This window comes from Planobispora longispora (assembly GCF_016863135.1).
GTDB classification, from domain to species: Bacteria; Actinomycetota; Actinomycetes; order Streptosporangiales; family Streptosporangiaceae; genus Planobispora; species Planobispora longispora.
The window spans coordinates 126,487-151,100 of sequence record NZ_BOOH01000016.1; the positions used below are offsets into that span (position 1 = coordinate 126,487).

The following is a 24,614-nucleotide window of genomic DNA, read 5'->3' on the forward strand; positions in this document are numbered from 1 at the left end:
CGCCGACCGAGGCGTTGATCGGGTGGCAATCGGTCGTCAAGCCCTGTCCGAGATGCTGTGACTTGCCGGGCATGGCCCCATACGGGGGCGGTCATGCTCGGTCTCCAGGCCCTCGCGAGGCGGCGAGTGCTCATCCGATAGATGAACAAAGGCCCACCCGGAATGCACCGGGTGGGCCTTATGCTCCGTTGGGTCATCGAAGTGACGGGGGACGACGCTCTACGCGGCCTCGACCAGACCGAGCCGCGCGTGCAGGCGTTCTCGCACGAGCGGCCATTCGGAACTCAGGATCGAATAGAACGCGGTATCTCGGACCGTGTCGTCGGCGCCTCGGCTCTCCGCCCGCCGCACACCGTCCAAGTGCGCGCCGAGGGCCTCGATGGCGGCCCGGGATCGTACGTTCCGTACGTCTGCTTTCAGGGTGATGCGGTGGACCTGCCACGTCTCGAAGGCGAGGGAGAGCATGAGGCACTTGCTCTCCCGGTTGACACCCGTGCCCTGGGCCGATGCGGCCAGCCAGGTGTAACCGATGTCCGCCACGGACGGGACCTCGCCCACCGCGCCACGCGCACCCGGAGGCCAGGGCATGGGGCCCTGCCAGTACTCCAGGTTCATGAGACGGGTGGCACCGACGACGCGGTCGGTGTGCAGCCACCGGATGGCGAAGGGCAACGCGCGGCCCTCCGCCTGCTCAGCCAGAGCGGCCTCCACGTAGGAGACCATCTCCTCCCGGCCATGGGGAACGCGGGTGAAGGTGTACGTCGTACGGTCTTCACCCGCCGCGGCGACGAGGTCGTCGACGGCCGCGAGGCTGAGCGGTTCCAGGCGCACGGAGCGCCCGGACAGGGTGACAAAAGCGGGCATGAGCACATGATGAGGGCTGCTTGGCATGTCTAATGCCAAATAGCACGAGACATCTCAGTGAGCATCCGGCAAAGAGGTCGCCCGTCCCGTCCAGGAGAAGAGAAAGCGCAGGTCAGCCAGGGCTTTACCACCCCGCTCCGGCGGGGCGTCCGGGTGCCGTTACCCAACTGATGCGGAGTGGATCACCCGGCCGCGGGGAGCGCCGACAGGTCCGTGCGGCGGGAGGCGCGGACGGCGGGCCGTACCGAGGTCAGAGCGTCGAGAGCCTCGTCGAGATGGTCGAGGGAGGCGGCGATCCAGGGGAGGCCGAGGGGGTCGCGGGCCTCCAGTGCGGCCAGCCGCCGCTCGGCCGTCTCGCCGTACAGGAGGCTGGTGGCCACCCGCACCCGGAGCGCGGCGGGGTCGTCGCCGAAGGCGTCTCCCGGGAGCACGCCGACGCCGTGCCGGTCGAGCAGGAAGGCGGTCAGCCCGGCGGAGGTCGCGAAGTCCCCGGGCACTCCGGTGAAGTCCGGATAGAGGTAGAAGCCGCCCTGGGGGGCGTCCACCGTGACGCCCGCCCTGACGAGCCGGGCGTGCACCGCGCGCGCGACCGCGCCGTGCAGCCGCCTGCTCAGGCCGATCCGCTCGGTGAGCTCGGGCGGCTCGGTGTAGGCGTAGGCCGCCGCCTCCTGCACCGGCGCCGCCGGGCTGGACCAGATCTCGCTGGCCACCGCGAGCAGCCGGGTCCGGAGGTCGGCCGAGGGCACCCGGGCCACGCCGATCCGCCAGCCGCCCAGGGCCAGGCTCTTGCTGAGCCCGCTGGTGACGACGGTGCGCTCGGGCGCCACGTCGGCGGGGCTGAGGAAGTCCGTCTCCGGCCGGTGGACGAGATCCCGGTAGATCTCGTCCGAGATGATCGTCAGATCGAGCGCGCGGGCGACCTGTGCGATCTCCTTGATCGTGTCCATGGCCGCGAGCCGGCCGCTCGGGTTGTCCGGCAGCGTGACCACCAGCGAGCGGACCTCGCGTCCCCGGGAGCGGGCGTGCAGGACGGCGGGGACGACCAGCTCGGGATCCGGCACCCCTCCCTCGCCGGGGGGCGCGGGGATCAGCAGCGGACGCGTCCCGGCCAGCTCGGTCTGGGCGGCGTAGCTGACCCAGCTCGGCATCGGGAGCACGACGTCGCCTCCGATCGCCATCAGCAGGCCGTAGAGCAGGGGCTTGCTCCCGGGGCCGCAGATCACCGTGTCGGGATCGGTGGGCAGGCCCCGGCGCCCCCAGTAACCGGCGGCCGCCTCACGCAGCGCCGCCGCCCCGGCGACCGGTCCGTATCCGTTCCGCCCGGCCGCGTCGGCCAGCTTCTCCACCAGGGACGGGTGCACGGGGAGCCCGGCTTCGCCGAAGGCGAGGTTGAGCACCCGCTCACCCGCGCGTTGTCGCCGGGCGATCTCTTCATTGGCCGCCAAAGTGGCCGAGAGTGTGACGTTCATGGACAATTCTCCTTCTTTTAGGAACGTTCCCAGATTCGGGGATATAAGGCATCAGGACAAGCTTCGGTTCGTGTGGGTAGGCGTAAGGAATTCCGATGCTCGATCTGCGTCGTCTTGCCTTGATCTGCGAGTTCGCCCGGAAGGGGAGCATCGCCGCGACCGCGGCCTCGATGGGGTACAGCCCCTCGGCGGTCTCCCAGCAGCTGGCGGCGCTGGAGCGCGAGGCGAACGCCGTGCTGATCGACAGGACCGCGCGCAGCGCCGAGCTGACCGACGCCGGGCGCCGCCTCGTCGCCCACGCCGAGCGCATCCTGGCCATGGTGGAGGCCGCCGAATCCGATCTGTCGGCACAGGCGGCCACCCCTTCCGGCCGGGTCGCCGTAACCGCCTTCCCCACGGCGGCCGTGGCATTCGCGCCGGCACTGGCCGGATCGCTGCGCCGGCACGCCTCGCTGACCCTGCGGATGTCGCAGAGCCGGGCGGGGCGCGGACTCCGCGAGGTCCAGGCGGGTGAGGCGGACATCGCGCTGGTGGACGACTGGTACGGCCGGATGCACGACTCGGAGACCACGAGGGTCTTCCCGCTCCTGCGCGACCCCCTGGTGCTCGTGGTGCCGCGCAGGCACCGGCTGGCCGACCCCGGGGAGCCGGTCGACCTGATGGAGCTGCGCGACGAGCCGTGGATGGCCACGCCGGACGGGGAGCCGTCCCGCCTGGCGGTCGATCGCATGCTCGCCGAGGTCGGCGGCGCGCCGCCGGTGCCGTGGGAGTTCGAGGGCCTGAGCACCATCCTCAGCCTCGTCGCCAAGGGCGTGGGCATCGCCGCCGTCCCGGCGCTGGCCCTGGCCGCGGGGGTGCGCGGCATCGCCGTACGCGAGATCCCCGGCCCCCCGGCCGGCCGCGACGTCCACGCCGTCGCCCGCGCCGCCAGCGTCCAGCGTCCCGCCGTCGCCGTCACCCTGCGGGCGATCCACGTCGCCGCCCGCTACCTCGCCGCCGACCTCACAGCGCTCGAATCGGCGATCCCGGGATCGGCGGCCCCGTAAACTCGCCCCATGCCTCCCTCCTACGCGCTCGAACGCCTGCTGTCCGCCGGCGGATCGACGCTGGTCGCCGGGGTCGACGAGGTCGGGCGGGGCGCCTGGGCCGGGCCGGTGGCGGTCTGCGCCGTGGTCACCGACCTGTCGGAGCCGCCCGCCGGGCTCACCGACTCCAAGCTGCTCACCCCGTCGCGCCGCGAGGCCCTGGTCCCCGAGATCACCGAGTGGGCGGCCGGGATCGGATACGGCGAGGCGTCCCACGAGGAGATCGACGAACTGGGCATGACCGAGGCGCTGCGCCGGGCCGCCGGCCGCGCGCTCGCCGAGCTGCCGGTCCGGCCCGGCGCGGTGATCCTGGACGGCAAGCACGACTACCTCGGCGCCCCCTGGCCGGTCCGCTGCGAGATCAAGGGCGACCAGACGTGCGTCTCCGTCGCCGCCGCCTCGGTGATCGCCAAGGTCCGCCGCGACGCCTACATGGCCTCCCTCGCCTCCCTCGGCTTCGAGGAGTACGGCTTCGCGAGCAACGCCGGCTATCCCTCCCCGGTCCACCGGCGGGCCCTGGACGAGCACGGCCCGACCGAGCACCACCGCCTGTCGTGGTCCTATCTCGACAAGCTGCCCCGCTGGAGCCATCTGAAGAAACACCGGGACGTCACGGCCGGGGCCGGTCAGCTCGGGCTCTTCGGGTAGCGGGCGGCGCCCGGTGCGCGTCGGCGTCTTCCTGGTCGCGGCGGGGTTCCCCGGCCGGTCTCCGGGCGAGGTGCTGCGGGACACGGTGGAGGCGGTGGCCGCCGCCGAGGAGGCCGGGTTCGACGACGCGTGGATCGCCGAACATCACTTCATGTCGTACGGCGTGTGCCCGTCGGCGGTGACGCTGGCGGGGGTGGCGCTGGGCCGTACGAGCCGGATCCGGGTGGGCACGGCGGTGAGCGTGCTGTCCACCCGGCACCCCGTGGACCTGGCCGAGCAGGCGGCGATCCTGGACGCCGCCTCGGGCGGCCGGTTCACGCTCGGCGTGGGCCGGGGCGGGCCGTGGGTGGACCTGGAGGTGTTCGGGACCGGGCTGGACCGGTTCGAGCGAGGCTTCGCCGAGTCCCTCGACCTGCTCTGCGCCGCCCTGGACCGCGACGACGGCGGCACGGTCGCGGCGGACGGGGAGTTCTTCCGGTTCCGCGAGGTGCCGGTGGTCCCGGCGGCCAGGATGCGGCCGGTGGTGGCGTGCACCTCGGCGGGGACGGTGGCGCTGGCGGCCGAGCGCGGACTGCCGATGCTGCTGGGCATGCACGTGGGGGACGAGGAGAAGGCCGCGATGATCCGGGCGTACGGGGACCGGGCGCGGGCGGGCATGGACGCTCCGGCCGGGGCCTCCCCGTCACGGTGGGAGGGTCACGCCGGGCATGTCGCCGCGGCGGTCGGCTACGTGGCCGACTCGACGGCGCAGGCCGTACGGGAGCTGAAGGCGAGCATGCCGCGCTGGCTGGAGCCGGGATTGGCGGGATACGTGCCGGTGGACGGGCGGCCTCGGCCACAACGCGATATTTCTGGATATGTCGACTTCCTCTGTGCGACCCACCCGGTCGGCTCGGCGGACCACTGCGTCGCCTCCATCGAGCGGACCGCGGCGGCGACGGGCCTGAAGCACCTGATCCTGATGGTCGAAGGCGCAGGCGAGCACGCCCGCACCCTGGAGAACATCACCCGCCTCGGCACGGAAGTCCTCCCCCGGCTCCGCGAACCGGAGCAGCCCTAGCCGTCTGACCCCGGAGTGATCAGCTCGATGGTCGGGTGCCGGTTCTCGCATGCCTTCAGAACTGGACCCGGTCACGTGAATGTGAAAGGGCGCGGGTGTCAGGCCCGCGCCCTGGTTGTGGTCAGGTGGTCCGGAAGGTCAGCAGTCGACGAGCTCGGGGGACTGGTTGAGGATCTGGGACCGGGCGGTGACGAACTCGGCGTGGGCCTTGGCGGCGGAGGGATCGAAGACCGCGACCCGGTGGCAGTTCTGGAAGGCCAGCTTCACGCCGAAGTGACGCTCCAGGGCGCCGCGCATGGAGTCGCTGGCCAGGCAGCGCAGGAGCTGGCCGCGGGCGGCCTCGTCCGGCGGGGGGACGGTGTTGTCGGCGAACTCGGCGCCGGTGCGCGCGCGCTCGTCGACCAGACCGCTGATCACCGACCACGCGTAGGGGAGCGAGTCGCGGACGCAGGCGACGAACGCCGCGTCGTCCACCTCACCGGCCCTCGCCTGGTCGAGCAGATCGTTCGAAACGGTCAGCGACATACTGCGTTCTCCTCTCACAAGGGGATTGTTCAGACGCTAAATCGGGCCGGTGATCTCTCCATCTAGCGGTGGAGCGACACTCGCGTGGGCCCGAAGACGAAGTCGGGGTCGACCTGGGCGGCCAGATCCTCGCCCACGGCCCGGTTCGCCCAGGCCGTCGCGTTGCGGAGGTGGAACTCGGCGGCCTGGCGGCCGAAGCGCGCCCAGTCCTTCTCCTGGGTGTCGAGGTGCTTCAGGAGCACCGCGAGGGCCTCGGAGTTGGCGGGTTCGAGGTCGTCCAGGGTGAACGGGCGGCCCTGCTCCATGGCCCGGACGGCGGGCGAGTGCTCCAGACAGACCAGCAGGTCGTCGCCGACGTGCTCGCGCAGGAAGGCGACGTCGCCGGGGCCGTGGACCTTGTTGCCGACGACTGCGATGGGCACGTCGTAGTCGGCGGCGTAGTCGCGGTACTGCCGGTAGACGCCGATGCCCTGCCGGGTCGGCTCGGCGACCAGGAAGGTCATGTCGAAACGGGTGAACAGGCCGGAGGCGAAGGAATCGGCCCCGGCTGTCATGTCCACCACGGCGTACTCCCCGTGGCCGTCGACGAGATGGTTGAGGTAGAGCTCGACCGCCCCGACCTTCGAGTGGTAGCAGGCCACGCCGAGGTCGTCCTCGCTGAACGGGCCGGTGACCATGAGCCGGGGGCCCTCGGGGGTGGTGACCGCGAAGCCGGAGTGGATCGGGTCGTCGCCCGGGTCGAGGCTCAGCAGGCGGGAACCGCCGCCGGGCGGGGTGGTCTTGACCATGGCGGCGGCCGAGGTGATCCGCGGGTTGTCGCCGCGCAGGTATTCCTTGATCTCCGTCAGGTGGGAGCCCAGCGGCCGGGGCAGTGCGGCGTCGTCCACTCCCAGGGCCATGCCGAGGTGCTGGTTGATGTCGGCGTCGACCGCGACGACCGGCGCGCCCTGGCTCGCCGCGTGCCTGGCGAACAGCGCCGACAGGGTCGTCTTACCGCTGCCGCCCTTTCCGACGAATGCCACCCGCATGTTGGAAATCCAATCTGATTATGAAAACCATTGCAGCCCCTCGCCGACATCATGCCACGCTCCGCGCGCGGCGGGGGCGGATACGGCGAGGACGGTCGCGTGTCGTGTTCGCACGCGGAATGTCAGAGTGTCTTGACTCAGAATGTCGGAAAGGAAGATGGCCGCCAAGATGCCGGCCGTCCGGAGGGCATACCGGTTCGCACGGCCCGGTGGCGCTATGCGGGTCTCGCGCGGTCCGGTGGTGCTATGCGGGTCTCGCGCGGCCAGGCGGCGGGGAGACGGTCAGGGGCAGACCTCGTCGAGGGCGACGGATTCCTGGGGGGAGGCCGAGACCGGCGCCGAGGCCGTGGGCGAGGTCGTGTCCGTGGTCGACGGCGGGGTCGTGTCCCCGGCGGGGGTCTCGGGCGCGGAGGACGGCGCGGCCAGGGGCGCGGGCGTGGAGGTGGAGGCGGCCAGGGGCCTGCGGGTGGCGGCGGGCCGGTGCGCCGGCTTGCCCGCGGTCTTCTTCGCCAGGGCCGCGGTGACCTTCCGCTTGATCAGGCTGTAGTCCGGATCGGCGGTGCTGATCAGCGGCGGGACGAACTGGAGGCTCTCGATCTTCGCGGCCTTCACCTTGTCCGCCAGGGAGACCAGCGCGGGGAGCAGCTCCCTCGGGATGTCGGTGGAGACCGCGTCCACCGCCGCGTCGGCCAGCCGCTCGAAGCTCCGCAGCACCGTCACCGGATCGGCCTGCTTGGCGACCGCGTTCATCAGGCACTTCTGGCGGCCCATCCGCACGTAGTCGTCGCTGAAGGTGCGGGACCTGCCGTACCAGAGCGCCTCCTCGCCCGAGAGCCTGCGCGTGCCCGCCGCGATCAGGCCCTCGTTGCGCCGGCCGTACACGATCGGGTCCCGGACGGTGATCCGCACCCCGCCCATCGCATCGATGATCCTGACGAATCCCCTCATGTCGACCATCGCGTAGTAGGAGACGTCGAGTCCCAGGACGCCGCTGACCGTCTTCTTCAGCAGGGCGGGGCCGCGCTCTCCGTCGGCCACGCCCGGCGCCAGCTCGGGATGGTCCTCGGCGTACTGCCAGATCTCGTTGAGGAGCCCCGGCGTGTACGGAGACTCGCCGCCGAAGCCGAGGGGGAAGAGGTCGCGCGCCGGGCCGACCGGGAGCGGGACCCGCTGCAGGTTCCTGGGCAGGCCGAACAGCACGGTCGCGCCGGTGCGGGTGTCGACACTGGCCACCGTGAGGCTGTCGGTGCGCACGCCGTACCGGCTGGGCGCCGCGTCCGCGCCGATGAGCAGGATGTTGACCCGTTCGCGGCCCTTCCACGGATCCGCCGCCACGGGGGTGGAGCTGGTGTCGAACACCGACGACACCACGCCCCGGGAGATGTAGGCGAGCCGGGCGGCGTAGGCCATCGGGGCGATCATCAGCACGCACAGCAGGCCGACGGCGGCGGCGGAGAGGTAGTCCGCGGCGCCGGTCAGCGGCCGGGGCCGGACGAGCTGGTAGGAGCGGATGACCACCGCCACGGTGGCGAGCGCGAACAGCAGCGCGCCCAGCCCGAAGACCCCGAGCCAGAGCGGCTGCACGGCCAGGGTGAGCAGGAGCGGTCGCGCGGTGAGCGCCGCGGTCACGCCCACGGCGACCAGGGTCAGATAGGACGCCATCAGCACGGCGCCCGTCCGGTGACGGCCCGTCCGCAGGTGGGCCAGACCCCACAGCAGCGCGGAGCCGACGGTGAGCGCCAGGCCCGACCCGGTGCGCGGACGATTTCCGTTACCCGACATTCGCCTTACATCTCTCGCGGAACCTCAACTGTCACAGGTTAGTAACGCATCGTGGATGGCCGGACCGTGGCACGACGTGATGTGCCGTACAAATCACGTCAAGATTGGCCGAACTCAGGTTCCTCGCGGGCTCACCAGGCGGCGGCCCCGGCGAAGGACGTCGCGTCCGGCCGGTAGCCGAGCCTCTCCCGGGCCGCGGTGATGTCCAGCGTGCGCTCGACGGCCAGGTGACCGGCGGCGTAGCGGGTGAGGCGGGGCGGGTCCGCGCGCCCGAACAGCCGGAAGGCCGTCTCGGCGGCGACGGCGAGAGGTTCCACCAATCTCAGCGGCAGGTAGTACGGCTCGGCGCGGATGCCCCGTTCCCGGAGGATCGCGCGCAGGGCGTCGTCCAGGACGACGGGCTCGGCGTCGGTGACGTTGAAGACACCGCCGACGGCTCCCCGTCCCGTCCGGTGATCGGCGGGCGCGGCGGCCAGCAGGCAGGCCCGGACCAGGTTGCCGACGGAGGTCAGGCTGACGCGCTGCCTCCCGTCGCCGACCGCGAGCAGCCTCCGGCCCCGGACCGCGCCGAGGACCCGGGGGAGCAGGGTGGTGTCCCCGGGCCCGTAGACGGCGTGCGGCCGCAGGACGACCGTCCGGTCCGGCGCCGCCCGCATCGCGGCCCGCTCCGCGGCGGCCTTGGACGCGCCGTAGGCGTTGACGTACCGGGCGACCGGCGCCTCGTCCTCGCGCGCCATCACGGTCGGCCGGAACGGGTCGTAGACGCTGGCCGTGCTCACGTGCACGAACCGCGCACCGGGAAAGGCCGCCGCCGCGTTCGCGGTCCCGGTCACGTTGGCCGCCCAGATCTCCCGGGCGGGCCCCCAGTCGGTGACGCTCCCCGCGCAGTGGATCACCGCGTCCACCTCCGGCGGTTCCGGCCGCTCACCGAGCAGGTCCCACGTCCGGTACGGCGCGCCGCCGACGTGCCCGGCCTCCACCGACGCCCGCCTGCCGAAGGCGTGCACCTCCCACCCCTCAGCCCGGGCGGCCCGGCACACCGCCCCGCCCACGAACCCCGAGGCCCCCGTCACCGCGATCCTCACCCCGTGCTCCTTCCACCCCTCGGTGACCTCCCCCGCGTCCCTCCACCTCGACACCCGCCCCGTCCCGCGCGCTTATCCGGAAGCGCCGGACCGGTGAGGAGAGGCCCCGCTCTCGGCGACGCCCCAGCCCTCATTCCGCCCTGCGGGTTGTTCGAGAGCGCCGGGGCGGTGGGGAGGGGTACGGCGGTTCCGGCGCTCATGCACGGCGGGCGACCAGGGCGCGGAGGGCGGCCCGGTCGAGTTTGTCGGCCCGGCCGGAGCGCGGGAAGGCGTCCAGGGGGACGATGCGGTCGGGGAGCGCGTCGGCGTCCACGAGGTCGGGGAGCGCCTTGCGCAGGAGCGTCTCGTCGTATCCCGCCGCCGGGACGACGGCGAGCACGACCTCCTCGTCCCCGGTCACGGCGTCGGCCAGGCCGACGATGGCCGCCTCGGCGACGCCGGGCAGCGCGGTGATCGCGGGCTCGTAGAGACCCGGGTAGATGTTGAACCCGTCGCGCAGGATCATGTCCTTCTTCCGGCCGAGCAGGATCAGCCGGCCGTCCTCGATACGGACCAGGTCGCCGGTGGCGACCTCGCGCAGCGGCTCCTCGCCGAGGTAGCCCCGGGCGAGGTGCGGCCCGGAGACGAACAGCTCGCCGTCGTCCGCCACCCGCACCCCCACCCCCGGCAGCGGCGCCCCGAGCAGGTCCCCCTCGGCGTACTTCTCGGCGTGGTCCAGTTTCTCCCGCGCCGAGGCGATCGAGATCGGCAGGGCCTCGGTCATCGCGTAGACCGACAGCACCTCCGGCCCGGCCTCGACCGCCCGGCGGAGCACCCCCGCGGGCGCGGGAGCCGAGCCGAGCAGCAGGTAGCGCAGGGTCGGGGGCAGGACGGGCGTCTCGCGGAGCAGCCGGTCCAGCCGTACCGGGACCGCGAACGTGTGCGTCGCCCGCCGCGCCGCCAGCTCCTCGACCAGGGGCCCGCCGCCCGGGAGCGACCAGGCGGCCCCGGCCATCAGCGCGGGCAGCCCGAGCATCAGCTGGTCGGTGTGGACGACGTCGCCCGGTCCGAGCGGGAACGCCTCCCGGAACAGCTCCAACCCCGCAGCGAGGGATCCGCGGGTGTGCACGACCCCGCGCGGGCTGGCCGTGGTCCCGGAGGTGAAGATCGCCGCAGCAGGTTGATCTACCCGGTGGGGAGCGGGGGCGCCCCGGCCGTCCGCCGTCTTGAGCGCCGAGGCCAGGCGGAGCGCGCCGCGGGGGACGCCGGGCAGCCAGGGGCCGGTGTAGAGGTGGCGGACCGGGTGGCCGGGCACGGGGTCGCGCAGGTCGGGCAGGAGCAGGCCGCGGCGGCGGGCCAGGCCCTTCAGGGGACCGCTCAGGGTGTGCAGGAGCGACTCCGTGACCACCCATTTCGGCCGGGTCGCCGCCATCCGCGCGGCCAGCACCCCGGGGGCCAGACCGGGGTCGGCGAGTACGAGCATCCCGCCCGCCGCGACCGCGCCCAGGGCGGTCACGACCGCGTCCACGCCGGGCCGTACCGCGAACAGCACGCCGTCCCCCGGCCGGAGCGCACTGTCGTGCCCGTGTCCCGCACGGTCACCGGCGCCGGCGCCGTCCGGGGCGGCCAGCGCGGCGCGGACGGCGTCCACCCGGCGGGCCAGCTCCCCGTAGGTCAGCTCGCGGCCCCGGCCGTCGATGATCGCGGTCCGGTACGGCTCCCGCCCGGCGGTCGCGATGATCCCGGTGATGATGTCGTTCATGGGGGGAGTCCAGTTCACGGGGGGTGGAAGTCGGGGTGGAGGACGGGAGCAGGGAGGTGGTGAAGCGGTGTTCCGGCGGTCAGGAGGCGGTGATCCACAGGTGCTCGTAGGTGGGGATGAGGACTCCCCGGGCCGCGCGGCGCCGTACGACGCGGACGCGATGGGACAGCACCGTCGAGGCCACCGCCCGGATCTCGGCCAGCGCCAGGGGATAGCCGATGCAGAAGTGCGGGCCCGCGCCGAACCAGAGGTGGCGCAGCTCCGGGGGGTGGGGCCGGGACGGGTCGAAGGGGCCGTGGGCGCGGGCGCAGTTGTGGGTGGCGATCAGCACCCGGTCACCCGGACGCACCGCCACGCCGGTGTCCCCCCTGCCGGCGACGGGGCCGATCTCACCGTTCCCCCCGATCAGCGCGGGGGCCGCCACCGAGCGCAGCATGACCGGTGTCGGGGTGGTGACCCGCATGGCCTCGTCGATCACCCGGTCCAGCCGGTCCGGCCCGTCCACGGTCGTACCGTGGTCGCAGATGAGAGCGATCAGCCGGGGGACGAAGGTGGCGACGGTCTCGGTCCCGGTCAGGAAGAAGGCCCCGGCCGCCCCCCTCGCCTCGGCCGCCGACAGGCCCTGGGCCCGCATCCTGCCCATGATCGTGGACTCGTCCCCGGCCTCGTAGGCGGCCTGGGCGATGTCCCCGATCCGGTCGAGCACCCGGCGGGCGATCACAACCTGGCGGTCGGAGAGCCGCCGGGACCGCAGCGAGACCATCGAGACGACCCGCTCCCCCTCGGCGAACAGCTCCCTGGCCCGCGCCTCCGGCACCTCTCCCAGCCCGATCGTCCGGCAGATCACCGCCCCGGCCATCACCCGCATGGTGTCCACCAGATCGACGGTCTCTCCACGGGCCAGCCGGGCGTCCAGCGCCTCCAGCGGCTCGCGCAGCACGTCCGCCACCAGGCCGGAGACGTAGGCCGGGGTGAACAGCGGCATCAGCTTCCTGCGCAGCGCCAGGTGGTCGGGGCCCTCCATGTTGAGCAGCACAGACGGTCCCAGCACCGGCGTCCACAGGTCTCCGGGCGAGCCGGGACCGTCCTTGCGGAACCGCTCGTCGGTCAGTACGGCCCGCGCCACCGCGGCGTCGTTCACCACCACGCCCAGTCCCGGCACCCGCACCACCGGCCCGAGCCGGCCCAGCAGGCGGATCAGCGGGTAGGCGAGAGGATGCGCGGCCAGGTAGAGCCGGGCCTCGTGGTCCAGCCGGGCCAGCGGGGAGAGCCCGGAGAGCCTGGAGAGCACGGAAGACGAAGGGGAGGACGGCGCGGCGGGCGGGGCGGAGCTCATCGCACGTCGACCACGTCGGGGCGGTAGCGGTGGTCGGCGTACCAGGCCAGCGTGCCCGCCAGGCCGTAGGCCCGCAGCCGCCGCACCGAGCCGTAGACGACCACGTCGCGGCGGGAGCCGTACGCCGAGGTGATCTTCCGGACCCGGTTGACCAGGGCGCGGTCCTCGTGGACCTCCTCGATCGCGGTCCTCGGGAAGCCCCCCGCGCGCTCGTAGAGGCCGGCGGTGATCGCGAGGGTGCAGCCGGGCATCATCACGTACGGCCCCTTGTAGAGCGGGTCCCGGTTGCCCGGCCTGAACCGGCCGAACGTCGCGGCCACCTGGACCACGAGCGGGATGAACCGCCGCTCCCAGAACTTCAGCGGGAACTCGTCGGTGCGGGGCCGCAGCCGTCCGCCGACCATCTCCAGCCCGTCGCCGAACGCGCGGCGGATGTTGCGCACCCAGTCGGGACGGGGCAGGCAGTCGGCGTCCGTCCTGGCGATGTGCGTCGCGCCGGCCGCGATGGCGTGGCGCACGCCGGTGTCGGAGGCGGCGCCGGTGCCCTTGCGGGGTTCGGAGATCACCTGCACCCCGTGCCGCCGGACGACCTCGGCGGTGTCGTCGGTGCTCGCGTTGTCCACCACGAGGAGTGTGAAGTCGCGGTCGTCCTGCGCCCGCAGCGCCCGCAGCGTCGCCTCGATGCTCCCGGCCTCGTTGTACGCCGGAATGATCACCCAGAGGTTCATCACATCTCCGCCAGCATCACGCCCATGCTGATCCCGCCGCCCAGGCCCAGCAGCGCCACCCGGTCACCGGCCTCCCAGCGGCCCAGGGAGAGCTGGAGCGGGAGCGTGGCCGAGGCGCAGTTGCCGTGCTCGGGCAGGCTGATCACGAGCTTGTCCTGGGGGATGTCCAGGGTCCGGGCCAGGAAGTCCAGGTACGGCAGCGCCACCTGGTGCACCGCCACGACGGCGAAGTCGTCCCAGGTCAGGCCGGTGCGCTTGAGCGCGTTGAGGAAGATGTCGGGGCCGATCCGCTCGAAGGCCTCCTTCAGCCGCCGCCCGTCGCCCCGGAAGTAGGAGTACTCGGGGTCGCGCGGGTGCACGGAACCGCCGCCCGGCAGGGTGCCGATCGCCCAGGCGGTGGAGTCGGCCGAGAAGTCGCGGTAGAAGATGCCGCGCTCGTCGTCGGCGGTGACCAGCACGGCGGCCCCGCTGTCCGACAGCGTGTACCCGGCGAAGGCGTCGACGAACTGCGCCCGGTCCCTGACCTGCCAGCGGATCGCCCGCGACGGGGTCTCGCCGGAGCAGACCAGGACCGTGCGGTGCGCGCCCGACAGGATCAGCGCCTCGGCGACCTGGATGCCGTTGAGCACGCTGTTGCAGGCGTTCTTGACGTCGAAGACCGGGCACGACAGGCCGAGCTTGGCCGCGACGATGTGCGCGGTGGCGGGCTCGACCATGTCCTGCGAGGCGGAGGCGAAGATCATCAGATCGGCGTCGGCGTACCCGGGTCCGCCGGCGCGGCTCCCATCGCTCCCACCGGGTCCGTCGGCGCGGCTCCCACCGGTCCCGCCGGTCCCGCCGGGGCCGGATGGGCCGAGCCTGCGGACGGCCTCGACCGCCAGGTCCGACGCCTGCTGGTCGTCGCGTGCCACGTGCCGCCGGCGGATCCCCGTCATCCGCTCGACGATCCCCCGGTGGGGGACGTATCCCTCGATCCGGTGCTCGACGTCCGCGCTGGTCAGCGTCCGCTCGGGCAGATACGTCGCGACGCCCGTGATACGGGCCTTCATCGCGCCCCCTCGATGTGTCCGGCTACGACCGGAGCGGTCTTCTCATGTTCGCGCAATGTACCCAAAGGGATGACGTTTGTCCTAGTTGGAGAAGAGTGAAGATTTCGGGCCCGTGGCTCACGGTGTCTCAGGTTCCGGGATCCATCTGTCGGGCTGCCCGGGCTCGCGGCGCCGGAGTGCGCGCGTCAACAACGGCGGGAGGCCGGGAGTCACGGCCCCGGAGCCCGGGATTCACGGCCCCGGAACCCGGCGCGGAACGAATGGTCGATGGCGCGGACAGTCGGCTTGATACGATACTCATTATCATTTGAGCATCTGTTCAGGAGTTGAACATGGAAGCCGTCGCCCGCCTGGACGCCTGCACGACCACGGAGCCGGACGAGGCACGTGTGGCGGCGACGCGGGACCGGCTGGTCACCCCCGAGGAGGCGGCCCGCCTGGCCGAGCTGTTCCGGCTGCTCGGCGATCCCACCCGAGCCCAGCTCCTGTACGCCCTGCTCGAAGCGGGCGAGCTGTGCGTCTGCGACCTCACCGAGACGGTCGACGTCAGCGACACCGCCGTGTCCCACGCGCTGCGGCTGCTGCGGACCGCGGGCATCGTGGCCAGCCGCCGGTCCGGCCGGATGATCTACTACCGTCTCGCCGACGCCCACGTCCGCATGCTCCTCGACCTCAGCCGCGAGCACCTGCGCCACGGCTGAGGAGGGGCTGCGAAAAAATCGTGGAAGTCGCTGTAACCATCCGGCCGGAACGCCCCTCTTATCTGACGAACCGGCACGAACGAAAAGGACGAGGGAAACCCCGATGAGCGAGTTCTACGTCACCACCACCGACTACTACGACACCGATGGCGACGGCGGCACCGACGTCCAGCTCATCGACACCGACGGCGACTACGTGGCCGACGAGGAGCGCTACGACACCGACGGCGACGGCGTGACCGACGTGGTCTACCTCGACCACAACGGCGACGGCTACACCGACGAGGTGCGCGTCGACCTCAACGGCGACGGCGTCTCCGACTACACCGAGTACCAGGGCCCCTTCCCCACCGCCTGACCCTGACCCCGGCAGGAACGATCACCTGTTCCCGCCCTTCCGGGTTCGCGGGGCCGGAGGGGCTCCGGAGACGGTCAGGCGCTCGAGCAGGAGTCGTTGGTGGCGTCGAAGCTCTCCAGGCCGTCGGTGGCGGCCGTGCGCAGCTCCTTGAGCCCCTGCCAGTCGTCGCCGATCGTCAGCACGAGCCGCCCGGTCGTCGCCGCGGGCACCGGCCGGCCCGCGGAGCGCAGCAGGTCGCGCGAGAGCGTCGGCGCCTTGGTCGCGCCCTTCGGCGAGTAGGCGATCGTGGTCTTCGGGTACGGCTTGCGCGCGGTGTCGCCGATCTTGGCGATGTGGTAGCCCCGCTCCTCCAGCGTCGCCGCGACCTGGGTGGCCAGGCCGGACCGCCAGGTGCCGTTGCGCACCTCGACATGGATCTTCGAGCGCGCCACCTTGGTCTGCCCGCCCTTGATCCCGGCGTCGGCGATCGGCTTGTCGCCAGCCACGATCTTGAACAGCTTCGTGCTCAGCGGCTCGACCCACTCCACCCTCCCCGGGTAGGTGAGCGAGTAGCGCCACGGGGTCGTGACGAAGTGGATCTGCCCGGCGGCCAGGCCCCGGGCGCTGGTCGCGAGGTCCTTCATGACCGTGGGGGTGAGCGCGGGGTCGGTGGTCACCGACTTGGTGGCCGCGTCGAGGAACCCGTAGAGCCTGGTCGGGTCGGTCAGCGTCTCACCGCTCATCACCTTCTTGACCATCGAGGCGATGAACATCTGCTGCCGCTGGATGCGTCCGATGTCGGAGCCGTCTCCCAGGCTGTACCGGGCGCGGACGTAGCCGAGAGCCTGCTCGCCCTTGAGCGTCTGCCGTCCGGCGGGCAGGTGGAGCAGGGCCTTGGTGTCGTTGATCGGCTCGGGCACGCAGACCTCGACCCCGCCGATCGCGTCGACCATGCCCTTGAACCCGGTGAAGTCGACCTTGACGAAGTGGTCGATGTGGATGCCGGTGAGCGTCTCGATCGTCTTCCAGGTGCAGGCGATGCCGCCGGAGTTGAACGACTCGTTGATCATTCCGACGTGGGGCTGCTGCCCGGGGAGTTCCTGCCGGGCCCGGCAGGCCGGGAGCTGGACCATCGAGTCGCGCGGAAAGCTGATCACCATCGCGTTGTCACGCTTCGGGGAGATGTGCGCGAGCATGATCGTGTCGGTCCGCTCGCCGGCGAACCTGCCGTATCGCGCGTTCTTGCCGTTGCGCTGGTCCGAGCCGACGACCAGGACGTTCATCGCCTTCGTCGCCACCTTGACCGGCCGGGTCCCCAGATCCTCGGCGCCGACCTCGATGTGCTTGACGTTCCCGGCGAGCTTGACGTAGGCGCCGACCGCCGTCGCGGTCACCGCCGTCACGACGATCACGACGGTCGCCGCCAGCCACCACACCCACCGGCGGCGACGCCGGGGCGCGCTCCGAGGGACCGCGTCGATCGAACCGCTGCTCACAAGACTCCAGATGAGGACGGGCCAGAGCGCGCTCACGTGGGCACCGCGTTACGGCCGTGACCGAGTGTACTTATTCCTGATAAGAGGCGGGGAAGAACTCGGGGCGTGGCGCAACGTGTCGTTCGAGGAAAACGGTGCCTGTTACGATCCGCCGGTGATTATCCGCAACGGTGATGTCGGCGACGTTCAGGCTGTTCTGAGGATGTTCGACAGCGCGGTCGCATGGCTGATCGCGCAGGGCCGTACCGGCCAGTGGGGCAGCGAGCCGTTCTCCGCCGACCCCGCCCGCGCGGAGCGGATCACCGGGTGGGCGGCCTCCGGAGGGATGCGCATCGCCGAGATCGACGGCGAACCCGCCGGATGCATCGTCTTCGGCGGTCCGATGCCCTACATCGCGCCCGCCTCCGAGCCGGAACTCTACGTCCAAGCCCTCGTCATCGACCAGCGTTTCCACGGTCGCGGCGTCGGCTCCGCCCTGCTGGGGCTCGCCCCCGCCGAGGCCGCCGAGCGGGGCGCCTCGCTGGTCAGGGTCGACTGCTACGCGGGAGGCGACGGCCGGCTGGTGCGCTACTACGAGAGCCAGGGATTCACCAGGACGGAGCCGTTCACGGTCGGCGAGTGGCCCGGCCAGCTCCTGGAGATGCGCCTGGCGCGGTGACGGACCCGGTCGGCGCCGTCACCGCCACCGCGCCGGGAACGACCGCCCCGCGAGGACGGAAGATCACGGCTGCCCCGCGGGTACGGAAGATCACGGCTGTCCCTGGGACCTGGCGCAGAGCCACGGCGGGCTGAACGCCCAGCATCCGGCCCGGCCCGGAGCCGTGCGCTGCTCCGCGTCCGCCGCGGGATCGGGGATTGCGGCCTCACCCGCGCCGCCGGCCTTGACGCGCGTGTCGGCCGGTGGGGCCGCGGGCGGGACGAAGACCCAGCGGGGGAACTCCTGCGAGCGGCTTCCCCGCCCCGCCTCCGTGGCTCCGGCGGGAGGTGTGAGAGTGCCGGCCGGGCCGAGAGCGTCAGCGGAGCCGGTCGAGCCGTCGGTACGGCCCCGCCAGGGGGCGAACCCCCAGCACATGGCGTCGGCGGAGGACAGGCAGCCCTTGGCGGAAGGCCGCGCCAGCGGCGGGATCGGCACGACCCGCCGGGACCGCGGCGCCATCGCGAGCGCCGGCGCGCCCGTGGACGGCGCGGGGACCGGGTTCGCGGTGACGGGCGGCGCCGCCCGCTTCGGGAGGGCCTTCAGCGCGGGACTCCGGAGCGTCGTCGCGAGGGACTCCGGCACCGGCTGCCGGAGCGTGGTCGCGGGGACGGGCTCGACAGGGTCGGTGCGGGCGGGGACGGGCCGGGCGGCGGGCTCGGTGGCGGCCGGGTCGGGCGCGGGCGTGACGGCGGGTTCGGCGCTGGGCCGGGCAGGGGACTCGGCCGGCTTGGTGGGCCGGGCGGTGGGCTTGGCGGGTTTGGCGGTGGGTTTGGTGGTGGGCCGGGCAGAGGGCTTGGCCGGCTTGGCGGTGGGCTTGGCCGGCTTGGTGGGCCGGGCGGTGGGCTTGGCCGGCTTGGTGGGCCGGGCGGTGGGCTTGGCGGGTTTGGCGGTGGTCTTGGTGGGTTTGGGCTTCGCCGAGGGAGGCGCCGGTTTTCCGGGTCGCTTCCCCCGTGTCGCGGACGGGGAGGGCGTGCTGCCGTGATCAGGACGTCTCGACTGTTCCTTCCCTGTGGGGGACGGTGACGGGGCGGCCGAGGCGGTTCCGCTGGGAGTGGGAGCCGGCTCTTCGCTCGCGGTGGGGGTGGGTGACGCCTCTCTCGCCTGTCCGCCGGACGGGTCGGAGCTCGGGCGCGGGCTCGGGGATCTCGTGGGATCACTCGGCGACGGAGTGGCCGAGCGCTTCGCGGGATCGCCGGATGACGGGGTGGCCGAGGGCTTCGGGGGATCGGCGGTCGGATCGCGCGGGTTCTCCGGTGAGCTCTCCCTCGACGGTTCCGCCGAATTCTCCGGTGAAGATCTCTGAGGATCCTCCGGGGAGGGCTCGGCCGAGTTCTCCGGTGAAGATTTCGACGGATCCTCCGGAGAGGGTTCCGGCGGGTTCTCCGGTGACGGCTCAGGCCGATCCTCCCGTGGAGGCTCGGACGGGGCCCCGGTGGCCGTGGGCCCGGAAGCGTCCGGGGCGGAGGGGACGGGCATAGGCATCGGTTCCGCGGCGGCGATCCAGGGCTGGGCGACGATCGCGCTGGTCGTCGCGGAGATCCCGGCCAGGAGGAGGCCGGAGACGAGGGCGGCGCGCCGAGGAGAGCCGGACGGGGCGGGGGTGACACGCCGAGAGGAGCTGCGTGGGGGCATGGGGGCCTCCTCGGACTACGGGGTGGGACCGGTGACGGCTTTCCATCCGGCCGCGGTGAACTCGGGGGTGCCGGGAGCGGCGATCGCGGGCACGACGGCTGGCAGGGGGTCGGGGGCGTTGAGCCAGTCCCCGGTCCCGTCGCGGATCCCGGGCCTCCAGACCATGAGCACGCTCATGGCGAAGGGGCTGGAGTACGTCGGCCCGGCCTCCTTGACGCCCTTGGTCGCCGTCACCTGGACCAGGAGGGAGACCTGCACCTGGTCCTCGGCGCGGTTGTGCCACTGCACGCCGACCGTCCTGGTCCGCAGGGCCGCGCCCTCGGGCAGCGATCCCTCCTCGGACAGCCCGATGGTCCTGCGCCAGCCGCCGACGGTGGCGCCCGCGCCGTCCCGGGCGGCCTCCCGGTGCTCCGGCAGGGCGTACAGGACCGCGGCCTGCTCGGCCTGGGCGGGGTCGAGCGTCCAGGCGGCCTCCAGGGCCGCGGCCGCCGCCGAGACCGCTCCCAGCTCGGTGTGCGGGAATCCGATCGGATATCCGGCGTCTCCGCGGTAGGCGGAGGGCGTGGCGAGGGTGACCGTGGCCGGGGCCCCGGAGGCGGCGGGCCGCTGAGGGTCGGGGCCGCCGCGCAGGAGGGACCACCCCGCGAGCGCCGCCGCGATCACTGCGGCGGCCGCGGCGGCGATGAGGAGCCTGCGCCGGAACGCGCGGCCGGGAGGGCCCAGGTCGACGTCGAGCACGGATTCCTCGACGGTCGGGGACATCACCGGCTCCGGGAGAGGTGTAAGCCGAACGCCTGGCCCGCCGCGGCGGCCAGGCGCAGGTAGGCCCCCCGGGTGGCGGGCCGCAGGCGGGTCAGGTCCACTTCCGCGCCCTCTTTGAGGTGGGGGTCGTACGGCACGCGGATCACGGCGCGGCAGCGGGAGGCGAAGTGGCGCTCCAGGAGCGTCATGTCCACGTCGGTCTTCGGCTCCACCGCGTTCAGCACGACGATGGCGTCCTTGGCCAGCTCGGCGTGGCCGTGGGCGTTGAGCCAGTCCAGGGTGGCCGCGGCGGAGTTGGCGCCGTCCACGGCGACAAGGGTGACCAGCACGATCTGGTCGGCCAGCTCCAGGGTCGCGCCCATCGCCCCGTGGAGCAGCCCGGTCCCGCAGTCGGTGATGCAGATCGAGTAGTACCGCTCGATCAGCTTGGCGACCGTGCGGTAGTCCTCCGCGTCGAAGGCCTCGCTGACGGCCGGGTCGGTGTCGGAGGCGAGGATCTCCAGCCGCGCGGGGGACTGCGAGGTGAAGGCGCGCGCGTCGGCGTAGCGGACGATGTGGGGAGCCTCGGCGAGGAAGGTGCGGATGGTCGCGGCCGTCTCGGACTTGACCTTCAGGCCGAGGGTCCCCCGGTCGGGGTTGGCGTCGATCGCGATCACCCGGTCTCCCCGGAGCGAGGCCAGTGTGTTGCCCAGGGCGGCGGTCGTCGTCGTCTTGCCCACGCCGCCCTTGAGGCTCATGACCGCGATGCGCTGGTGCCCGCTCGCCACCGGCGTCTGGGCGTGGGCGATCAGGGTGCGCCGTTCCATCTCCGCGGCGGACTCGGCGGGGATGAACCGTCTGCCCGACAGCTGCCAGACAAGCCGTCTCCAGCCGCCCGAGGGCTCCGGCCGCCGGTTGGTGAGCAGATGCTCCGCGGTGAGCGGGACCGTCTCCGGCGCCGCCTCGGCCGGGCCCTCGGGCCGTTCTCCCGGGTGCGTTCCGGGCGGGGGGGCCGACGGGGAGTCGGGGGAGGACCCGGACGGCGCGGACGCGGTGGGCGGCACCGGACGGATCTGCGGGGAGAGGTCTGTCATGACCGGGGTCCTTTCACACGGGACGGTGTGGCACGGGAGGCTTGTCAGCAGGTGCGCCAGCGCACCGTCGTGGAGGTCGAGTCGTCGTCGGGGCCGTGGACGGTGAGGGGGACGGTCATCGGGGCGGGAGCGCCGCACCAGTGCCGGACCCGCAGGGCGCGCAGGGTGAGCACGGTCGTCTCCCCGCGCTTCAGGACGCCGCTTGAGGGAGTCACGTCCAGGCCGGGAGCCGATACACGCCAGTGCAGCTCGCGGAGCTCGCGGAGCTCGGCGTCCGGGGCGGTGGTCAGGGTCACGCTGCCCCTGCCGTAGTCGTCCAGGGTCACCTCGGCGGGCATGCGCAGCGGCGCCGCCGGCGGGTTCCCGGCGTCCTCGGGCGCGGAGGCGGCGGGAGGCGCCGAGGGCGCGCCGGCCGTGAACGCCCGGGACAGGGAGGACGGGAGCGCGCCTTCGGCTGATCCGTCGCCGATGGAGGGCCCCAGGAGGTTCATCCCGGTCAGGGTTCCCGCCGCACCGGCGACGGCGATTATGGCGATCTTGATCGCCGTCGCCCGCGCCCGCGTCCCGGCCGACACGAGCGCCTCTCCGAGCCGGGACTCGCCACGGTCCCGCCCGGGGCCGCGGGATCGCGCCCAGGGGCGGGCGGGGGGCCGTACGGCGGAGTCGGGGATGGTCGGGGGGACGTCGAGGTTCGCGCGTTCGGCGGGGGAGACGCCGCCGTCGCGGGCCGGGGTCCCGCGTGCCCAGAGCTGGGAGAGCAGCGCGTTGTAGAGGGGGGTGTCCTGCCCGGGATCACCGGCGTCCGCCGCGGTCCGGGACGGTGGCGCCGGGACGCCCCGCGAGCGGGCAGGCGCCGTTATGGAGGGGAGGGTCTCCTCCCCGGAGAGGAGCGAGCGCGGGAGGGCGGGGATGGAGGGGAGCGTCTCCTCCTCCCGTCGCGCGGACGGCGCCGCGGGCGGACGGGGAGGCGGCTGCGGGGGCGAGGTCTTCGCCGGGCCGGGACCCGCCATGGCGTACGGGGCGGTCCCGCGCCGCGGCACGGGCGGCTTCGTGCCCGGCGGAGAGACCGCGCCCCCGGACCGGCGGGCGGACGGGTCCGGACCCCCGGACGGGTGGGCGGACAGGGCCGGACCCCCGGACGGGGCCGGCCCCTCGGACGGGTCCGCGCTTCCAGGAGGGCCGGCTCTCCCGGGAGGATCCGCGGATCCGGGCGGGGCCGTGCGCCCGGCCGGGCTCGCACCCGGGGGACGTTCCCCCGGGACGGGCAGGTCCGACGCGGTGGAAGGCGGCGTGGCCGGCGGCAGCGTGTCCAGGAGCCGCCGGCTCGCCTCGGCCGTGAGGGGCGGGATCGGCGGGTGCGCGCTCATCTGCGGAACCGTGTAGCGGATGTTGATCGGCCGCGTGCACGCGGGGCACCTGACCGCGTGGGACAGCAGGTTCGCCCGGGCGCAGGCGTGCTCGGCGGGCGTCTGCCGCCGCGGCTCGCCGGGGAAGGCCGCGTCCGCCAGCGGGCGCAGTTCCGGGCAGGACCCGCGCCCGTGGGCGAGGCCGTCCAGGGCGCTCACGAGGGTCTCGATGATGTCCTGGGTCCTGGTCGCGAGCCTGTCGATCTCCTCTGCGGGAAGCGCGAGGACGTGGACGAGGTCGTCCGGGGTCAGGCCGTGGCGGAACATCAGCCGGAGGATCTCCGCGCCCAACGGCTCGACCAGCCGCCACGCCCGCTCGATCAGCCGGGCGTCCGGCATCCCCGGCCCGGTGCCGGGGACGTACCCCTCCCGGTGGCCGGGCGCTGTGGAGCAGTCCCGCCGCAGTACGGCCAGCAGCCACGCGCGCGCCGAGATGCCCTCGGGAACGCTCCGGGCGGCGCAGGCGGCGACGGCGGAGGCGACCGCCGCCGGCGCCCGGTCCGCTCCGAGGTGGTATCCGGCGTAGTCCAGCAGGTGAGCGCCGTGCTCGCTCACCCAGGCCGCCCACTGTCCGGGGCCGAGCACGGTGTTCCCGGCGCCGGTGCGTGAGCTCACGGGCCCGTGTACTCGCCGGAGCCCTGCGCGGGCTCGCCGCCGGAATCCTGCGCGGGTCCGCCGTCCGAGTCCTGCCCGTTCTCGCCGGAGCCGGACTGTCCGTTCTCGCTGGAGCCGGACTGTCCGTTCTCGCCGGGGCCGGACTGCGCGGGATCGGGCTGCTCCGGCGGCGCGGCGCCGGAGGGGGCCGCCGGTGGATCGATCACCACCAGCTCCAGGTTGCGCTCGGGCAGTCCGGTGAACTTGGTCCAGTTGCTGACCTCACCGGGGGCCGGGTCCGCCAGGAGCCAGCGGATGAAGGCGGGCCACTGACACGAGTCACGGGGGATGACCTGCTCGCCGGACGGGGCGGGTGTGCCGCTCCCGGGTGAGTTCAGCGCGCGGATCTCCTCGGCGGTGTAGTCGCGGCACGGCGGGGTGCCCGGAGGGGCGATGGTGAGGTCCCACACGCCGTCGGCGTCCGTGTACCGCATGTCCCTGTCCAGTCCGAGCGCTTCCTGGGCGCGCCGGAGCAGCTCCGGATCCCGGAAGATCGGCAGGGAGGAGTCGCCGTTGACGGAGTCCCCGGGCTCCGTGGGCGCCTCCTCGTTCCCGGGCGGGGGAGAGGCCGACGTCTCGGGTGCGCGGGGCTCGGGGGAGGCGCTCGTCTCGGGGTCGGGCGTGGATCTCTCGCCCGGGTCGGGGGGCGTCTCGGGGTCGGGCGTGGATCTCTCGCCCGGATCGGGGGTCGTCCCGCGATCGGGTGCGGGGCTCTCGCCCGGATCGGGCGTCGTCCCCGGGTCGGGTGCGGTGTTCCCGCCTGAGCCGGAGGCGTCCGGGGTGAGGGTGACGCGGGGCGGAGGCACCGGGTTCCGGGTATCTCCGGGCGGGGCCGTCGGAGGGGGCGCCTCCGTGGTGGGCGACGCGTTTCTGCGCGCCTCCGCCGAGGGCGAGGAGGTGCCGGAAGTGTCCGGCGGGGCGGGGGCGACCCGGCTCCCTTCCGACTTCTCGCTTCTCGGGCTCGGGGACGGAGTGTTCTTCTTGGTGGGTTTCGAGCTCGCGGTGGGTTTCCTGGTGGGTTTCGAGGTGCCGGACGGTTTCCGGGTCGGTTTCTGGGTCGGTTTCGAGGGAGCGGGTTTCTTCGTCGAGGTCCCGACCGGCGGAGGCTGGGTGGGCTTCGGCTGGGACGGCGGCTTTCCGGCGCTCGACTTGGTCGGTTTGGGAGGCGTGGACGGCTTCTTGGGCGGTTTCTTGGACGGCGGGGCCGGCGTGCCGTTGGGGTTGCCGGGGCTGAAGGCGGGCAGGGCGCCGCCGATGACGGGCAGGGCGGTGCAGTCCGATCCGTCGCCGTCGACCGCGCGGCCGTCGACGGTGAGGGACATGCAGACCGGGTCGGGTTCCGCCCGCGCCGCCCGTGCCGCCTGTGCCGTGGAGACTGCGGCGTCGGAGCTCAGGAGGTAGGTGCCCGCGGTCAGCCGAACCGTCTGCACCGCGGCGGTCTGGGACCGCGCCGAGA

The 24,614-nt window shown here is 73.2% G+C and carries 24 protein-coding genes; 8 read left to right on the top strand and 16 right to left on the bottom strand.

All coding sequences use genetic code 11. From position 1 onward, the window contains the following. Positions 1–219: 219 nt before the first annotated feature. On the bottom strand, positions 220–864 hold the full coding sequence (locus Plo01_RS09115) for a GNAT family N-acetyltransferase (RefSeq protein WP_203890070.1): 645 nt from the start codon (positions 862–864) through the stop codon (positions 220–222). 182 nt (positions 865–1,046) lie between these two features. Continuing rightward, positions 1,047–2,333, bottom strand: coding sequence for a pyridoxal phosphate-dependent aminotransferase (locus Plo01_RS09120; RefSeq protein WP_203890071.1), 1,287 nt, complete (start codon positions 2,331–2,333; stop codon positions 1,047–1,049). A 95-nt stretch (positions 2,334–2,428) separates the two neighbouring features. Here Plo01_RS09120 and Plo01_RS09125 point away from each other — a divergent pair, with 95 nt between their 5' ends. From Plo01_RS09125 to Plo01_RS09135, 3 genes are read left to right on the top strand one after another with little or no spacing between them, the layout of a single operon-like run. Continuing rightward, positions 2,429–3,379 carry a LysR family transcriptional regulator gene (locus Plo01_RS09125; RefSeq protein WP_203890072.1) on the top strand — a complete coding sequence of 317 codons (951 nt, stop codon included), beginning with the start codon at positions 2,429–2,431 and terminating at the stop codon, positions 3,377–3,379. A 9-nt stretch (positions 3,380–3,388) separates the two neighbouring features. Then, positions 3,389–4,066, top strand: a complete 678-nt coding sequence (gene rnhB / locus Plo01_RS09130; protein ID WP_203890073.1) for a ribonuclease HII — start codon at positions 3,389–3,391, stop codon at positions 4,064–4,066. 13 nt (positions 4,067–4,079) lie between these two features. After that, a complete protein-coding gene (locus Plo01_RS09135) occupies positions 4,080–5,126 on the top strand; it encodes an LLM class flavin-dependent oxidoreductase (protein WP_203890074.1) in 1,047 nt (348 codons plus the stop codon). Positions 5,127–5,264: 138 nt separating this feature from the next. Here the strand turns inward: Plo01_RS09135 and Plo01_RS09140 are convergent, their stop codons facing one another. From Plo01_RS09140 to Plo01_RS09175, 8 genes are all read right to left on the bottom strand, one after another. Beyond that, a complete protein-coding gene (locus tag Plo01_RS09140) occupies positions 5,265–5,651 on the bottom strand; it encodes an SCO5389 family protein (RefSeq protein WP_203890075.1) in 387 nt (128 codons plus the stop codon). A gap of 62 nt (positions 5,652–5,713) precedes the next feature. After that, complete coding sequence (locus tag Plo01_RS09145; protein WP_203890076.1) at positions 5,714–6,679, bottom strand: ATP-binding protein; 966 nt, start codon at positions 6,677–6,679, stop codon at positions 5,714–5,716. 282 nt (positions 6,680–6,961) lie between these two features. Beyond that, positions 6,962–8,461, bottom strand: coding sequence for an LCP family protein (locus Plo01_RS09150; RefSeq protein WP_203890077.1), 1,500 nt, complete (start codon positions 8,459–8,461; stop codon positions 6,962–6,964). 131 nt (positions 8,462–8,592) lie between these two features. Next, positions 8,593–9,546, bottom strand: coding sequence for an NAD-dependent epimerase/dehydratase family protein (locus Plo01_RS09155; RefSeq protein ID WP_203890078.1), 954 nt, complete (start codon positions 9,544–9,546; stop codon positions 8,593–8,595). A gap of 196 nt (positions 9,547–9,742) precedes the next feature. Continuing rightward, positions 9,743–11,287, bottom strand: a complete 1,545-nt coding sequence (locus Plo01_RS09160; RefSeq protein WP_203890079.1) for a class I adenylate-forming enzyme family protein — start codon at positions 11,285–11,287, stop codon at positions 9,743–9,745. 79 nt (positions 11,288–11,366) lie between these two features. Continuing rightward, positions 11,367–12,623 carry a cytochrome P450 gene (locus tag Plo01_RS09165; protein WP_239316044.1) on the bottom strand — a complete coding sequence of 419 codons (1,257 nt, stop codon included), beginning with the start codon at positions 12,621–12,623 and terminating at the stop codon, positions 11,367–11,369. Next, entirely contained in the window at positions 12,620–13,351 is a 732-nt protein-coding gene (locus Plo01_RS09170) for a glycosyltransferase family 2 protein (RefSeq protein WP_203890080.1), read from the bottom strand. The genes Plo01_RS09165 and Plo01_RS09170 overlap by 4 nt, the downstream gene beginning before the upstream one ends. Further along, positions 13,351–14,400 (bottom strand): 3-oxoacyl-ACP synthase III family protein, encoded by a 1,050-nt coding sequence (locus Plo01_RS09175; protein WP_203890081.1) that lies wholly within the window; start codon positions 14,398–14,400, stop codon positions 13,351–13,353. The genes Plo01_RS09170 and Plo01_RS09175 overlap by 1 nt, the downstream gene beginning before the upstream one ends. Positions 14,401–14,732: 332 nt before the next feature. Here Plo01_RS09175 and Plo01_RS09180 point away from each other — a divergent pair, with 332 nt between their 5' ends. Together Plo01_RS09180 and Plo01_RS09185 are read left to right on the top strand one after the other, a co-directional pair. After that, positions 14,733–15,101 (top strand): ArsR/SmtB family transcription factor, encoded by a 369-nt coding sequence (locus Plo01_RS09180; protein ID WP_203890082.1) that lies wholly within the window; start codon positions 14,733–14,735, stop codon positions 15,099–15,101. Positions 15,102–15,204: 103 nt separating this feature from the next. Further along, the gene (locus Plo01_RS09185; RefSeq protein WP_203889951.1) at positions 15,205–15,459 is read left to right on the top strand and encodes a hypothetical protein; all 255 of its coding nucleotides are present in this window, start codon (positions 15,205–15,207) and stop codon (positions 15,457–15,459) included. A gap of 74 nt (positions 15,460–15,533) precedes the next feature. On the opposite strand, the gene Plo01_RS09190 is transcribed toward Plo01_RS09185, so the two are convergent. Further along, complete coding sequence (locus tag Plo01_RS09190; protein WP_239316045.1) at positions 15,534–16,970, bottom strand: LCP family protein; 1,437 nt, start codon at positions 16,968–16,970, stop codon at positions 15,534–15,536. 118 nt (positions 16,971–17,088) lie between these two features. On the opposite strand from Plo01_RS09190, the gene Plo01_RS09195 reads away from it, so the two are divergent. Further along, positions 17,089–17,592 carry a GNAT family N-acetyltransferase gene (locus Plo01_RS09195; protein ID WP_239316046.1) on the top strand — a complete coding sequence of 168 codons (504 nt, stop codon included), beginning with the start codon at positions 17,089–17,091 and terminating at the stop codon, positions 17,590–17,592. A gap of 90 nt (positions 17,593–17,682) precedes the next feature. On the opposite strand, the gene Plo01_RS09200 is transcribed toward Plo01_RS09195, so the two are convergent. After that, positions 17,683–18,213 carry a hypothetical protein gene (locus Plo01_RS09200; RefSeq protein ID WP_203890083.1) on the bottom strand — a complete coding sequence of 177 codons (531 nt, stop codon included), beginning with the start codon at positions 18,211–18,213 and terminating at the stop codon, positions 17,683–17,685. A gap of 586 nt (positions 18,214–18,799) precedes the next feature. Here Plo01_RS09200 and Plo01_RS40895 point away from each other — a divergent pair. Beyond that, on the top strand, positions 18,800–18,934 hold the full coding sequence (locus Plo01_RS40895) for a hypothetical protein (protein ID WP_275415372.1): 135 nt from the start codon (positions 18,800–18,802) through the stop codon (positions 18,932–18,934). A gap of 344 nt (positions 18,935–19,278) precedes the next feature. Here the strand turns inward: Plo01_RS40895 and Plo01_RS09205 are convergent, their stop codons facing one another. Genes Plo01_RS09205 through Plo01_RS09220 form a run of 4 tightly spaced genes read right to left on the bottom strand, consistent with a single transcriptional unit; the run spans position 19,279 to position 23,964 of the window. Then, a complete protein-coding gene (locus tag Plo01_RS09205; protein WP_203890084.1) occupies positions 19,279–20,025 on the bottom strand; it encodes a hypothetical protein in 747 nt (248 codons plus the stop codon). Continuing rightward, positions 20,025–21,098, bottom strand: a complete 1,074-nt coding sequence (locus tag Plo01_RS09210) for a MinD/ParA family ATP-binding protein (RefSeq protein WP_203890085.1) — start codon at positions 21,096–21,098, stop codon at positions 20,025–20,027. Before Plo01_RS09210 ends, Plo01_RS09205 begins: the two co-directional genes overlap by 1 nt. Before the next feature lie 44 nt (positions 21,099–21,142). Beyond that, positions 21,143–23,119, bottom strand: a complete 1,977-nt coding sequence (locus Plo01_RS09215) for a hypothetical protein (RefSeq protein WP_203890086.1) — start codon at positions 23,117–23,119, stop codon at positions 21,143–21,145. Then, a complete protein-coding gene (locus Plo01_RS09220) occupies positions 23,116–23,964 on the bottom strand; it encodes a hypothetical protein (RefSeq protein WP_203890087.1) in 849 nt (282 codons plus the stop codon). The genes Plo01_RS09215 and Plo01_RS09220 overlap by 4 nt, the downstream gene beginning before the upstream one ends. Before the next feature lie 46 nt (positions 23,965–24,010). On the opposite strand from Plo01_RS09220, the gene Plo01_RS09225 reads away from it, so the two are divergent. After that, positions 24,011–24,559: a hypothetical protein gene (locus tag Plo01_RS09225; RefSeq protein WP_203890088.1), complete on the top strand. Its 549-nt coding sequence runs from the start codon at positions 24,011–24,013 to the stop codon at positions 24,557–24,559. Positions 24,560–24,614: the final 55 nt, after the last annotated feature.

Coding starts and splice junctions, on each gene's coding strand:
- Plo01_RS09115 (WP_203890070.1), bottom strand. CDS start 864: ATGCCCGCTTTTGTCACCCTGTCCGGGCGCTCCGTGCGCCTGGAACCG.
- Plo01_RS09120 (WP_203890071.1), bottom strand. CDS start 2,333: ATGAACGTCACACTCTCGGCCACTTTGGCGGCCAATGAAGAGATCGCC.
- Plo01_RS09125 (WP_203890072.1), top strand. CDS start 2,429: ATGCTCGATCTGCGTCGTCTTGCCTTGATCTGCGAGTTCGCCCGGAAG.
- rnhB (WP_203890073.1), top strand. CDS start 3,389: ATGCCTCCCTCCTACGCGCTCGAACGCCTGCTGTCCGCCGGCGGATCG.
- Plo01_RS09140 (WP_203890075.1), bottom strand. CDS start 5,651: ATGTCGCTGACCGTTTCGAACGATCTGCTCGACCAGGCGAGGGCCGGT.
- Plo01_RS09145 (WP_203890076.1), bottom strand. CDS start 6,679: ATGCGGGTGGCATTCGTCGGAAAGGGCGGCAGCGGTAAGACGACCCTG.
- Plo01_RS09150 (WP_203890077.1), bottom strand. CDS start 8,461: ATGTCGGGTAACGGAAATCGTCCGCGCACCGGGTCGGGCCTGGCGCTC.
- Plo01_RS09160 (WP_203890079.1), bottom strand. CDS start 11,287: ATGAACGACATCATCACCGGGATCATCGCGACCGCCGGGCGGGAGCCG.
- Plo01_RS09165 (WP_239316044.1), bottom strand. CDS start 12,623: ATGAGCTCCGCCCCGCCCGCCGCGCCGTCCTCCCCTTCGTCTTCCGTG.
- Plo01_RS09170 (WP_203890080.1), bottom strand. CDS start 13,351: ATGAACCTCTGGGTGATCATTCCGGCGTACAACGAGGCCGGGAGCATC.
- Plo01_RS09175 (WP_203890081.1), bottom strand. CDS start 14,400: ATGAAGGCCCGTATCACGGGCGTCGCGACGTATCTGCCCGAGCGGACG.
- Plo01_RS09180 (WP_203890082.1), top strand. CDS start 14,733: ATGGAAGCCGTCGCCCGCCTGGACGCCTGCACGACCACGGAGCCGGAC.
- Plo01_RS09185 (WP_203889951.1), top strand. CDS start 15,205: ATGAGCGAGTTCTACGTCACCACCACCGACTACTACGACACCGATGGC.
- Plo01_RS09205 (WP_203890084.1), bottom strand. CDS start 20,025: ATGTCCCCGACCGTCGAGGAATCCGTGCTCGACGTCGACCTGGGCCCT.
- Plo01_RS09210 (WP_203890085.1), bottom strand. CDS start 21,098: ATGACAGACCTCTCCCCGCAGATCCGTCCGGTGCCGCCCACCGCGTCC.